The organism is Actimicrobium sp. CCI2.3 (assembly GCF_035019065.1).
Lineage (GTDB): Bacteria > Pseudomonadota > Gammaproteobacteria > Burkholderiales > Burkholderiaceae_D > Actimicrobium.
In genome coordinates this window covers 1-12,919 of the sequence record NZ_JASJWR010000029.1, presented here as the reverse complement: position 1 = coordinate 12,919, position 12,919 = coordinate 1, and the positions used below count along the sequence as shown (strand labels likewise).

The window sequence follows — 12,919 nt, the reverse complement described above, 5'->3', positions numbered from 1 at the left end:
CGACAACGGTATCCTAATGCCTTCGTTTCATGTAACTTTACTGCTCGATTTTGGCGATCGCATTCAGTGCATTCGGTGCAATGCCCTTCGGTTATTGCACCCTACAACCGACCGTTGATGTTGATGTTGATGTTGATGTTGATGTTGACGTGGCAGTTGACGTTGACCTGTTCCGCATTGAAGCAGCTGCCAAAAGTCGGAGTCAGGCAGGGGATCAGAGGGACGCATGTCTGAGCGAAGCGAGTTTGCGGCCCTCCCCCTGACTGGCTCCGGCTTTTGGGAACCCGAAGGGCAGCCGCTTCGCGGTCGCCTTTTTCTTGGTTACTTCTTTTTGGCGAAGCAAAAAGAAGTGACCGGCTGCCGGGCCGCCCCCGGCTAGGTCATGACGGAGCGCATACAGAATCAGCTACCGTGGGCATTGCACCGAACTACTGCGCCAGCCGAATACCCGTGAACTGCCATCGCGCCGTCGCCGGAAAAAAATTCCGGTACGTCGCTCGGGTGTGGCCATCCGGCGTGGCGCATGAACCGCCACGCAGCACGTACTGGTTGACCATGAACTTGCCGTTGTACTCGCCCAGCGCGCCGTCGGCGGCGGCGAAACCCGGATACGGTGCGTAGCTGCTCGAGGTCCATTGCCAGCACGCGCCGAACAGATCGTCGAAGGTACCGGGGCTGGCCGATAGCACCGCCGATTCCCACTGCGCTTCGGTCGGCAAGCGCGCGCCAGCCCAGCGCGCATAGGCATCGGCTTCAAAGTACGACAGATGGATGACGGGACGCTGCAAGTCCAGTGGCTGCAAACCGCGCAAGGTGAATTCCTGCCGGCCCGCAGCATCACGGCGCCAGTACAGCGGTTGCGTGAGTGCGTTGTTGCAGACCCAGTCCCAGCCTTCGGAAAGCCACAACGCCGCATCACCATACCCACCGGCATCGATAAATGCCAGATAGTCGCCATTGCTTACCAGTGTCGTGGCCAGCGCAAAGGATTCGACAAATTGCCGGTGACGCGGCCGTTCATTGTCAAAGCAAAATCCCTCATCATCGACACCGATCTCGACAATGCCCGCCTCAATGCGATGCCAGCCCGGCAGTGAATGCCGCACTGACGGCAACGTCGCATCGTGTGCATAAACCGGAGAAAGCGGATTCAACGACAGCAAATGCTTGAGGTCGGTCAGCAGCAATTCCTGATGCTGCTGCTCGTGCTGCACACCGAGACGGATCAGCGCTGCCAGCTCTGGCGAGGCCGTCTCCAGCAATGCCATGATGCGTGCATCAACTGCCGCGCGGTAGGCCAGCACTTCGGCCAGCGATGGCCGCGTGATCATGCCGCGCTGCGCGCGTGCATGCTTCTCGCCGACGCCGTTGTAATACGAATTGAACAGAACCCGGAAGGCCCGGTGATGGGGCTGAAAGCCAGCTTCAAAACGCTCGAGAATGAAGGTCTCGAAAAACCAGGTGGTATGGGCCAGATGCCATTTCACCGGACTGGCGTCCGGCATCGATTGCACACAGGCGTCTTCGACCGACAGCGGGGCGGCCAGCGCGACGGTGCGCTCACGCGTGAGTACAAAGTCGGTCGCCAGTTGCCAGCGCAATTCGGCTGGCGCGTTCACGATTGGTTTCCGCTGACCTTCGCGTGGCAGACCATGAACCAGCCCAGCGGATCGATCCACGCCTGTTGCAGCGTGTAGCCGGCCCGTTCCAGCAATGCGGTGAATCCCTTGGCCGTGTACTTGTAGCTGTTCTCGGTGTGAATGCGCTCGCCGGCAGCGAAGTCGCGGTGACCACCGCGCCAGCGCACGGTCTGTGCGGTCTTGGCTTCGAGGTGCATTTCGATGCGACTGAGTTCGGCATTAAAAAATCCGACATGCTGCCAGCCACGCACATTAAAGTCGGCCTCGAGCACTTCGTTGAGGTGATTGAGCAGATTCAGGTTGAACGATGCCGTGACACCGAGCGCGTCGTCATATGCCGCATCGAGCACCGGTTTGGCCTTGACAAGGTCGACGCTGATCAACAGAGCGCCATCGTTGTCGCCGGCCTGGGCCAGTCGCGACAGGAACGCCACCGCGTCGTCAGGAGAAAAATTACCGATCGACGAGCCCGGATAAAAGAACAAGCGCTGGGCCGGACCGACGTTGTCGGGTAACGCAAAAGGCGCTGAAAAATCGACGCCGAGCGCGGTGATTTCCATCTCGGGAAAACGCTGCTGCAAGGTGTCGACCGAATCACGCAGGAAGTCGACTGAGATATCGATCGGTACGTAATGCGCTGGTTGCAGCACCGGAAATAGCCGCCCTGCCTTGGCACAATTGCCGGCACCGAGGTCGACCAGCGTGCGGCCGCGCCCGACCGAGGCAGCGATCTCATCGGCATGCGCGTCGAAGATTGCCGCTTCGGTGCGAGTCGGATAGTACTCGGGCAGTTCGCAAATAGCCTCGAATAATTTCGAGCCCAATGCGTCGTACAGGTATTTGGGCGACGTGCTGGCTTGCGGCGCTTGCAAGCCGATTAGCAGTTCGTCACGAATGGCGGATTTGTCGGCGTGAAAACGCTGAATGAATTGGGCCAAGGTCAGTCTCCTATTTCAAGAGGTCGAGGACAGGTGCCTGAATGGTGGGATCGTCCCAGTCGGCTTCACCGACCAGCTCGTAACGCAGCCGGCCTTGCTTGTCGATAAGGAAGGTGGACGGCATGATGCGCACGCGCCAGGCTTTCATGGCTACCGAATCGGCATCACGCAAGATGGTGTACTGGATCGGAATGCGCTGCGTGAACTGACCGATGCGCGCCTTGCCTTCGCCAATGTTGACGCCAAGGATCTGCAGCTTCGGCGGCTTGAAGCGTTGCTGCAAGCGGTTGAGCGCCGGAATTTCGGCCCGGCAGCCTTCGCACCAGGTGGCCCAGAAATTGACCAGTACCACCTGACCCTTGAAACTCGCGAGATCGACCGGCTTGCCATCGAGATCGTTGAGCAGCATCGGCATCGGCGGCTGGCCCTGGCCGGAAAACGCCACCCAGGCTGCCTGCGCCTGTACTGCCGGTGTCGCAGCCAGAGCCAGCAAGGTCGTCGCCGCCAACAGCAACATGTGGAGCGAAACCCGGAACGAAACTTGGAGCAAAGCGCGCATCAAAACCGGTCAGCCCGTGATTTCAAGCGAGGTGATCTTGTACTTGAAATTGTCGGGATCGAGGCTGTCCACGCGCGTGGCGTTGCCGTCTTCGATGATCATCGCGTTCGGATACATGAAGAAGCCGATCTTGCCTTTTTTGTCGCCCGGCAGTTGCACGTCATGCGCGTAGTTGTAGGCCATCCAGTTCATTTCCCACGAACCGAACAACCGCTTGCGGGCTGCCTCGACCTTCGCGTCGGTCAGTGGCAAGCCGCCGTCTTCTTCAAGCACGACCTTGCGCACGTCGGCCGGATCGACCGGCACCCAGCCGTAACCGGCCAGATACACTTCAGCGCGGCAATGCTGGGCTTTGGTGATGTCACCGGCTTTACCGAGCGACTTGTAGCCGAGCTTCGAATCCGCTACTCGTACGCCGTAGACATCACGTGCCGGCACGCCGACCGAACGGGCCAGGCCGACGAATAACGCATTGAGGTCGCCACACTTGCCGCCGAGGTTGTTCGATTCGAGCATGGACTTGATATCGCCGACACCACAACCGCGCACCTTGGCATCGCGACGGGTGTTGTCGACGATCCAGTCATAAATGGCTTGTGACTTGGCGACGTCCGTCTTCGCACCCTTGGTAATCTCTTTGGCCGTCTTGAGCACGATGCCGTCGGTTGGCAGCAGGTCGGTCGGTGCCAGCGCCAGCTTGCGTTCGGCGGGATCAAGTTGTTCGTTATTCGGTGCGGCGTTCAGATCGACAAGGCGGTCACGCGTCATGATGCGGGTGGTGACTTCAACGACCGGCTTGTCGCTGCCAGTGAATTCGGCCACCAGGATGCCGGCACCATAAGTCGTGTCTTGCACGATCTGGGCTTTGCCACCGTCGGTCTTGAAAGTAGTTTCCATGACCTTCTGGTAATCGGTATTGACGGTCGGGATAGGCAACCAGATGCTCGCCGCACCGGTGCTGTTAAGTTCGACGCGGGTCGTCACGTCGAACGTGCGCCACGGACCTTCGGTGGCAAACGCAGCCCGACCGAATGGCACGACGGACACAGCAGAAGCAATGGCAGTAGTTTTGAGAAAGGTACGGCGATCCATGATGTTCCCTGACGAAAATATTGACTAGGCTGTCGCCGAATGCGGTGCCACCGGGGGCAGCAACCTTATTTTGCAATCCACACTAAACTGGCGAGAGTTTAGCCTAACCACCAATAAATCACCGCATGCCGATCTCGCCCAAAAAACTGCTTCTTTCAAAGTGGACTGCCTTGACACCGATCAATCGCGAAAAACATTTTCTGGTTTCGCGTGTGATCATTCCCGAGGATGGTTCGCCAATGACCCACGTCGACTTGCAAGCTGTCCATTCCCAACGCACTGAAACCATTGCATGGCGCGACCTCGAAGATGCCGCCGTCTGGGTGATCGGATGGAAGTGAGCCTCCCCGCGACCCACCCCGCACTGCAATGCCGCGCGGTGCGCAAAGCCTACGGCAATGGCCGCGTCGTGCTGGCGCAACTGGACTTCGTGCTGCAACCGGGCGAATACATCGCGATCATGGGCGAATCCGGCGTCGGCAAATCGACGCTGCTGAACCTGATCGCCGGACTCGACATGCCCGACAGTGGCAGCGTGCTCATCGATGGCGTGCCGATCTCGGGCTTGAGTGACGATGACGCGACCCGTCTGCGACGTGAAAAACTCGGCTTCATTTTTCAGGCCTTCCACGTGTTGCCGCATCTGACGCTGGCGCAAAATGTTGGCTTGCCGCTGCTGTTGAACGGCAGCTCGCTCGCGCGCGCTACCGAGATGCTCGACAAGGTTGGTCTGGCTGGTCGCGGCAATGATTTTCCGCGTCAACTGTCAGGCGGCGAAATGCAGCGCGTCGCCATTGCGCGTGCGCTGGTGCATCGCCCCACGCTCATCCTGGCCGATGAACCGACCGGCAACCTCGACCCCGACACCGCTGCGGACGTGCTGCATTTGCTGCGCAGCGAGATCAAGGCCAACGGTGCCTCGGCCATCATGGTGACGCATTCGCTGGCGGCGGCGGCCACCGCCGACCGCACGCTGATCCTGACCAGCGCCGGCCTGCATCCGTTACCCGTCACTGCTGCAGCATGATCGCGCTGCTGACGCGCTGGCTGGTATTTGGAGAGTGGCGCGCTCATCCGTGGCGCGCACTGGCAGCAATTGCGGCCATTGCGCTGGGGGTCGGGCTTGGCTTCGCCATCGACCTCATCAATGGCGCGGCCTTCAATGAATTTTCGGCGGCAGCGCGCAGCCTGACGGGTCAATCGGATCTGCAGGTGCGCGGCGCGCAACCGCTGTTCGATGAAAAAGTCTATCCGCAACTGGTACACCGTGACGGTGTCGTGCTGGCCAATCCGGTGCTGGAAATCGATGCGACGCTTCCAGACAAGACTTCGGGTCAGCGCGGTGCGCTGAAAATCCTCGGCATCGATATGTTCCGCGCCTCCGCCCTCGCCCCGGACCTGCTCGGCGTGCCCTCCGCAGACCATCCGTTCGACACGCTGGCCGATGACGCGATCTTCCTGTCGCCGGCGGCGCAGGATTGGCTCAAGGTCAAGGTTGGCGACAAGCTGCAACTGCAAAATGGCACGGCACTGGTCGACCTGCGCGTGGCCGGCGGCATTGTCCGGGCACGACCCGGCCAGCGCATTGCTGTGATGGATATCGCGGCGGCACAGTGGCGCTTCGAGCGGCTCGGCAAGTTGTCGCGCATCGATCTCAAGCTCGCGACCGGCGTCACGCGTGCGACCTTTCGCAGCAAGCTGTCGGCCGACTTCCCGGCGCTGCTGGTAACCGAGAGCGCCGACCAGCAAGCGCGCAGCGCCAACATGTCACGCGCTTACCGGGTCAATCTGAATGTGCTGGCGCTGGTAGCGTTGTTCACCGGTGCCTTCCTCGTATTTTCGACGCAGGCTTTGTCGGTGCTGAGACGGCGCGCGCAATTCGCGCTGCTGCGCGTGATCGGCCTGACCCGCGGTCTGCTGCTGCGACAAGTGCTGCTCGAAGGCGGTTTGCTGGGCGCGCTCGGATCGCTGGTCGGACTGGTCGGCGGCTACGTCCTGGCAGCGCTGGCACTGCAGTTTTTTGGTGGCGATCTCGGGGGTGGCTACTTCCCCGGCATCCGGCCGAGTGTGCAATTAAATTGGGTCACAGCGATTATTTTCTTTGTGCTTGGCACCGGCATTGCACTGCTCGGCAGTCTGGCACCGGCGCTCGAAGCAGCACGCGCGCAACCGGCACCGGCACTCAAGTCCGGCAGCGAAGATGTGGCGCTGGCGCGCCTGTCGACACCGTGGCCGGCGCTGGCATGCCTGCTGCTGGCGGCGCTGTTGACGACTTTTCCGCCGGTATTTGAATTGCCGCTGTTCGGGTATCTGGCAGTGGCCTTGCTGCTGGTCGGCGGAATCGCGCTGATGCCACGTTGCGCGGCGCTGGTGTTTGCGGCGCTGAGCCGGCACGGACAACAACAGCCCGTCACGATGCTGGCGCTGGCGCGTCTGGCCAATGCGCCAAACCAGGCCTCGATTGCATTGGGCGGCGTGCTGTCGAGCTTTAGCCTGATGGTGGCGATGGCCATCATGGTGTCGAGTTTTCGGGTCTCGGTCGATGACTGGCTGGTGCAATTATTGTCGGCCAATCTGTATGTGCGCTCTGCATCAAGTGGCGACACCGGCGCACTCAAGCCCGCCGAACAGCGTTTGCTCAGCGCGCTACCGGGCGTGCAGCGTGCTGAATTTTTACGCACGCTGCCGCTGACGCTGGAGCCCACGCGTCCGGCCGTGGTTTTGCTGGCACGCCCTATCGATGCCGCTGCACCGGAACGCACCTTGCCGCTGACCGACGATGTCATCGACGCGACGCAACTGCCTCCCGGCGTGCTGCCGCTGTGGGCTTCGGAAGCGATGCTCGACTTGTACGGTTATCGGGTCGGCCAGCAAGTGATGCTGCCGCTCGGTGCCAACGCGCCACCGTTCAAGGTGGTCGGTGTCTGGCGCGATTACGCGCGTCAGTCGGGTGCCGTGCAGATCCGGCTGGCCGATTACCAGCGCCTTACAGGTGACCGCGATGTCAGCGACGCGGCGCTGTTTTTCAAGCCCGGCGTGAAGACGGATGCGGTGATTCGCGACGTGCGCGCACTGCCCTTCGGCAGCGCCCTCGAATTTTCCGACCCCGGCGAAATCCGCGCCCTCAGCCTGAAAATTTTCGACCGCAGTTTCGCCGTCACGTATTTGCTGGAAGTCGTCGCCATCGTCATCGGGCTGTTCGGCGTGGCAGCGACGTTTTCGGCACAGACGCTGGCGCGCGCCAAGGAGTTCGGCATGTTGCGCCATGTCGGTGTTACGCGCCGCCAGATCCTGCTGGTGCTGGGGATCGAAGGCGGACTGCTGACCGGCGTCGGCATCGCCGTCGGATTCGTGCTCGGCTGGGTCATCAGCCTGGTGCTGATCTTTATCGTCAATCCGCAATCTTTTCACTGGAGTATGCAATTGCACATGCCCTGGATCATGCTGGTGTCGGTGGCCAGTTTGCTGCTGGTCTCGTCGGCCGCGACGGCCGTCTTCGCCGGTTCGCGCGCGGTGGCCGGTGACGCCATTCGCGCCGTGCGGGAGGACTGGTGATGCGCTGGCTCCTTGTCCTGCTCGCCTTCTGTGGCTGGAGCCACGCGGCCGCGCCGGTGTTCTCCACCGTCAAGCCCAACGTGCCGCTGCAATTCCCGGCCGACTTCGGATCGCATCCGGACTTCCTTACCGAATGGTGGTACGCCACCGGCTGGATCGAGACACCGGATAAAAAGCCGCTCGGCTTCCAGATCACCTTCTTCCGCTCGGCCACCGACCATGACCGCGCCAATCCGAGTGCGTTCGCACCCTCGCAACTGATCATCGCGCATGCGGCGTTGTCCGATCCCGCGGTGGGCAAACTGGTGCACGATCAGCGCACGGCACGCGCCGGGCTCGGGCTGGCCTACGCACGCGAGGGCAACACCGACATCCTGCTCGATGACTGGCATTTGCTGCGGCACGCCGACGGCAGTTACGAAGCCAGCATCAGCGCGCGCGACTTCACACTCAAGCTGTCGCTGGTGCCGACCCAGCCGCCACTAGTCCAAGGCGAAGGTGGCTATTCGCGCAAGGGACCGCGCATCGAACAGGCCAGCTATTACTACAGCCAGCCGCAATTGCAGGTCAGCGGCCAACTGTCGCGCAACGGATCGCCGGTGGCCATCACCGGCACCGCATGGCTCGATCATGAATGGTCGACCAGCGTGCTTGATGCCGATGCCAGTGGCTGGGACTGGCTTGGTGCCAACCTCGACGATGGCGCGGCGCTGATGGCTTTTCAGATTCGCAACAAGCAGGGTGATAAACTCTGGGCCCATGCGGCATTGCGCGATAAATCCGGCGTCGTCACGCAATTCGCACCGGACCAAGTACACTTCGCGCCGGATCGCCAGTGGCGATCACCGCGTACCAACGCATCGTACCCAGTGGCGACACGGATCACGACCGGTGACACGATCTGGCAACTGATTCCGCTGCAAGATGATCAGGAACTTGATTCGCGCCTGTCGACCGGTTCGGTGTATTGGGAAGGTGGTGTGACGATCCTGCGCGCAGGACAACCCGCAGGCCGCGGTTACCTGGAAATGACCGGCTACGTAAAACCTTTGAAACTATGACCACGACCACCACGAACGCCACCGATTCCGCGACCATCGCACCCGCTGCCAAAAAAGCCAGCCTCGCTACGCTGGCCGAACTGCTGCCTTTCCTGAAACCTTATTTGCGCCAGTTCCTGCTGGCCGGTGTCGCATTGCTGGTCGCTGCCTGCGCCACGCTGGCGGTGCCGTATGCGTTCAAGCAGATGATCGATCTCGGTTTTGGCGGCAACGGCACCAAGAGTGCCGATCATATCGACCTGTATTTTCTGGCGCTGTTCGGTGTCGCCAGCGTGCTGGCCATCGCGACAGCGGCGCGTTTTTACATGGTGTCGTGGCTGGGCGAACGCGTGACGGCCGACATCCGCAGCGCCGTTTATGCGCATGTCGTGACGCAAAGCCCGCAATTTTTCGAGACCACCCAGAGCGGCGAAGTGCTCTCGCGCCTGACCACCGACACCACGCTGATCCAGTCGGTCGTCGGCACCAGCATCTCGATGGCCTTGCGCAACGTGCTGCTGTTTATCGGCGGCATGGTGATGCTGTTCATCACCAGCGTGAAACTGACCGCCATCATTTTCGGCGCGCTGATTCTGGTGGTCGCGCCGATCGTGATCTTTGGCCGGCGTGTACGCAAGCTCTCACGCGATACGCAGGACCGCATTGCCGACGCCTCGGCGATGGCGGGCGAAATCCTCAATGCGATGCCGACCGTGCAAGCCTTCACGCATGAAAAAATCGAATCCAGCCGCTTCACCAGCCTGGTTGAAAACGCTTTCGTGACCGCGATGCGGCGCATTCGCGCCCGCTCGCTGCTGACAATGATCGCCATCCTGCTGGTGTTTGGCGCGATCGTGTTCGTGCTGTGGCTGGGTGCCCATGCGGTCATTCAGGGCACGATGACCGGCGGCTCGCTCGGCCAGTTCATCCTGTATGCGGCCATCGTCGCCGGATCGATCGGAGCGTTATCCGAAGTGCTGGGCGAGGCGCAACGCGCCGCTGGTGCGACCGAACGTTTGCTTGAATTGCTGGCCGAAGAGTCCCCGATCCAGTCGCCCGCGCATCCGAAACCCTTGCCGCCACAAAGTGCAGGCGGTGCCACGCTGACCTTGAGCGACATCACGTTCCATTATCCGTCGCGCCCGGACAGCCCCGCGCTGTCGCACTTGTCGCTGACGATCCCGGCCGGTGAAACAGTGGCTATCGTTGGTCCGTCCGGTGCAGGCAAGACCACGCTGTTCCAGATGCTGCTGCGTCTGTACGATCCGCAACAAGGCAGCGTCCTGCTTGATGGCGTCGACATTACCGAACTCGATCTGCATACCTTGCGCGGCGCCATCGGCATCGTGCCGCAAGACACGGTGGTGTTCTCGGCCAACGCGATGGAAAACATCCGCTACGGCCGTGCCGGTGCCAGTGATGACGAGGTCATTGCCGCTGCCAAGATGGCGGCCGCACATGAGTTCATCGAGAGCCTGCCGGAAGGCTATCAATCCTTCCTCGGCGAACGCGGCGTGCGTCTGTCAGGCGGTCAGCGCCAACGCATCGCGATTGCCCGCGCGATGCTGAAAAATCCGCCGCTGCTATTGCTCGACGAAGCCACCAGCGCACTCGATGCCGAATCCGAACGGCTGGTCCAAAGCGCTCTTGAAGCCGCGATGGTCGGGCGTACCACGGTCGTGATTGCACATCGACTGGCCACCGTCAAACGGGCCGACCGCATCGTCGTGCTTGAACACGGACAAATAGTCGAGATGGGCACGCATGCCGAACTGGTCGCACTCGATGGCTTGTATGCGAGTCTGGCTGCGTTGCAGTTTGGCGTGCAGGGCTGACCTCACAACGGTTGCAAATTTGTGCTCGCGAATCTGAAAAACGCTCGGTCGTAGGGTGCAATAACCGCAGGGCATTGCACCGCGCGCCTCACCGTCATGCCGACGGCGATGGATCGTGAAAAAATGCGATGCATGATGTCTTGGCGAATGCGGCGCTTCGTTTGATCGTCGGTGCAATGCCCTGCGGTTATTGCACCCTACGATGTGTCGGATTGGCGGTAATTTTATTGTCGGATTGGCGGTCTTTTTGCGTAGGGTGCAATAACCGAAGGGCATTGCACCGCGTGCCTCACCGTCATGCCAATGACGATGGAGCATAAAAAAAGCGGCACCTGAAGCATCGTAGCGTAGCCATTTCTGGCGACCCGGCGGTATCGTGCCTGCCCCGAGACACTTCTTTTTACGCAACAGTGACCGCAAAAGTTACTCGCCGATTGCCACTCATAGCCATAATCTTTAAACCCAATCACTAATTGCAAATATATAGTTTCCCCCTATGAGGCTATAAAGATTCCATCGCGCAGCATTGCGCAGTTCACCTGGAGTCACATGATGTTTGCATCCCCCCGCTTGTCCGCATCCCGGCTAGCCGTTCTTGGCCTCATCTCTTTACTGGCCAGTAGCGCCCAGGCCCAGACCATGACCCGCGACAACGGATCGCCTGTCGGCGACAACCAGAATTCGCAAACTGCCGGACCGAACGGTCCTTCGTTACTGCAAGATTCCCACCTGATAGAAAAACTTCAGCGCTTTGACCGCGAGCGGATTCCGGAGCGCGTGGTGCATGCGCGCGGCACCGGTGCGTTCGGCGAGTTTGTTTCGTCCGGCAATGCATCGGCGTTGACGCGTGCTGATGTGTTTTCGGCCGCCGGCAAGAAGACGCCGGTCTTCGTGCGTTTCTCGACAGTGATCCATCCGAAAGGCTCGCCCGAAACCTTGCGCGATCCGCGTGGATTCGCCACCAAGTTTTACACCCAGGAAGGTAACTGGGATCTGGCCGGTATCCATCTGCCGATCTTTTTTATCCGTGATGCGATCAAGTTTCCGGACATGATTCACGCTCTCAAACCCTCCCCGGTGACCAATGTGCAGGACCCGAATCGCTTCTTTGATTTCTTCAGCCATGTGCCGGAAAGCACCAGCCAGCTGACCCGTCTGTACTCGGACATGGGTATTCCGGCGTCCTACCGGAAAATGGATGGCCACGGCGTGCATGCATTCAAGATGGTCAATCAGGCCGGTGTCGTGACCTATGTGAAATTCCACTGGAAGAGCCGGCAAGGCGAACAGAACCTGACTCGTACCGAGGCAGCGCGTGTGCAAGGCGAGGACTTCAACAACCTGACCACGGACCTGTACGGCGCGATCCGCAAAGGCGACCTGCCAAAGTGGGATTTGTATGTTCAAACGATGCTGCCAGCGGACCTCGACAAGTACGCCTACAACCCGCTTGATGCCACCAAGATATGGCCCGGCCTGCCCGAAACCTTGCTGGGGACAATGACCCTGAACAAGATGCCAGACAACTTTTTTGAAACCACCGAATCGGCCGCTTTTGCACCCTCGAATCTGGTGCCTGGCATCGAACCGTCGGAAGACAAGATGCTGCAAGGACGCTTGTTCTCGTACGCCGATACGCAACACCATCGTCTTAGTGCCAACAGCAAAACCTTGCCGATCAATGCCCCGCTGGTCAAAGTCAGCAACGGCAACTCGGATGGCCAGGGGAATCGGGGCGGACGCTCCGGTGAAGTCAATTACCAGCCGTCCCGTCAGGCCGGCACGGCCAATGACAACCCGGACTACAAGTATGTCGAAACACCGTTGACGGGTACGACCATCCAGGCTGCCATCAAGAAGACAGATAACTTCACGCAGGCCGGCGCGTTTTTCCGTGGACTGAACAGCCAGCAGCAAACCAACCTGATCGGCAACCTCGCGTCGGACTTGGGCAAAGTGAGTAACAGCGAGATCAAGCAGATCATGCTGACGCATTTCTACAAGGCCGATCCGATCTTCGGAACACGCTTGACGGCAGCTGTCAGTGGCAATCTGGGAGACGTGCAGCAGCGGGCGGCGAAAATGGCCGACTAAGAAAAAATGCGTCGCTTCGTTTGGTCGTTGGTGCAATGCCCTGCGGTTATTGCACCCTACGATGTGTCGGGTTGGCGGTCATTTTGGCATCGGATTGGCGGTAATTTTATTGTCGGATTGGCGGTCTTTTTGCGTAGGGTGCAATAACCGAAGGGCATTGCACCGC

At 60.3% G+C, this 12,919-nt stretch carries 10 protein-coding genes; 6 read left to right on the top strand and 4 right to left on the bottom strand.

Annotation, left to right across the window (positions count from 1 at the left end; all coding sequences use genetic code 11):
- Nucleotides 1–428: 428 nt before the first annotated feature.
- The 4 genes from egtB to QN370_RS15730 are packed head-to-tail and all read right to left on the bottom strand — an operon-like array spanning nucleotide 429 to nucleotide 4,229.
- Nucleotides 429–1,619 carry an ergothioneine biosynthesis protein EgtB gene (gene egtB / locus QN370_RS15745; protein WP_416172117.1) on the bottom strand — a complete coding sequence of 397 codons (1,191 nt, stop codon included), beginning with the start codon at nucleotides 1,617–1,619 and terminating at the stop codon, nucleotides 429–431.
- On the bottom strand, nucleotides 1,616–2,578 hold the full coding sequence (gene egtD, locus QN370_RS15740) for an L-histidine N(alpha)-methyltransferase (protein ID WP_322126790.1): 963 nt from the start codon (nucleotides 2,576–2,578) through the stop codon (nucleotides 1,616–1,618). The genes egtB and egtD overlap by 4 nt, the downstream gene beginning before the upstream one ends.
- A 10-nt stretch (nucleotides 2,579–2,588) precedes the next feature.
- The gene (locus tag QN370_RS15735; protein ID WP_322126789.1) at nucleotides 2,589–3,137 is read right to left on the bottom strand and encodes a TlpA disulfide reductase family protein; all 549 of its coding nucleotides are present in this window, start codon (nucleotides 3,135–3,137) and stop codon (nucleotides 2,589–2,591) included.
- 9 nt (nucleotides 3,138–3,146) lie between these two features.
- The gene (locus QN370_RS15730) at nucleotides 3,147–4,229 is read right to left on the bottom strand and encodes a transglutaminase-like domain-containing protein (RefSeq protein ID WP_322126788.1); all 1,083 of its coding nucleotides are present in this window, start codon (nucleotides 4,227–4,229) and stop codon (nucleotides 3,147–3,149) included.
- A gap of 125 nt (nucleotides 4,230–4,354) precedes the next feature.
- Between QN370_RS15730 and QN370_RS15725 the strand changes: the two genes are divergently transcribed.
- The 6 genes from QN370_RS15725 (at nucleotide 4,355) to QN370_RS15700 (ending at nucleotide 12,753) form a co-directional block, all read left to right on the top strand.
- A complete protein-coding gene (locus QN370_RS15725; RefSeq protein WP_322126787.1) occupies nucleotides 4,355–4,570 on the top strand; it encodes a TIGR02450 family Trp-rich protein in 216 nt (71 codons plus the stop codon).
- On the top strand, nucleotides 4,561–5,256 hold the full coding sequence (locus tag QN370_RS15720; RefSeq protein ID WP_322126786.1) for an ABC transporter ATP-binding protein: 696 nt from the start codon (nucleotides 4,561–4,563) through the stop codon (nucleotides 5,254–5,256). The genes QN370_RS15725 and QN370_RS15720 overlap by 10 nt, the downstream gene beginning before the upstream one ends.
- A complete protein-coding gene (locus tag QN370_RS15715; protein ID WP_322126785.1) occupies nucleotides 5,253–7,784 on the top strand; it encodes an ABC transporter permease in 2,532 nt (843 codons plus the stop codon). The genes QN370_RS15720 and QN370_RS15715 overlap by 4 nt, the downstream gene beginning before the upstream one ends.
- Nucleotides 7,784–8,845: a carotenoid 1,2-hydratase gene (locus tag QN370_RS15710; protein WP_322127232.1), complete on the top strand. Its 1,062-nt coding sequence runs from the start codon at nucleotides 7,784–7,786 to the stop codon at nucleotides 8,843–8,845. Before QN370_RS15715 ends, QN370_RS15710 begins: the two co-directional genes overlap by 1 nt.
- Nucleotides 8,842–10,659 (top strand): ABC transporter transmembrane domain-containing protein, encoded by a 1,818-nt coding sequence (locus tag QN370_RS15705; protein WP_322126784.1) that lies wholly within the window; start codon nucleotides 8,842–8,844, stop codon nucleotides 10,657–10,659. Before QN370_RS15710 ends, QN370_RS15705 begins: the two co-directional genes overlap by 4 nt.
- 639 nt (nucleotides 10,660–11,298) lie before the next feature.
- Nucleotides 11,299–12,753, top strand: coding sequence for a catalase (locus QN370_RS15700; RefSeq protein ID WP_416172134.1), 1,455 nt, complete (start codon nucleotides 11,299–11,301; stop codon nucleotides 12,751–12,753).
- The last annotated feature ends 166 nt before the right edge of the window (nucleotides 12,754–12,919 follow it).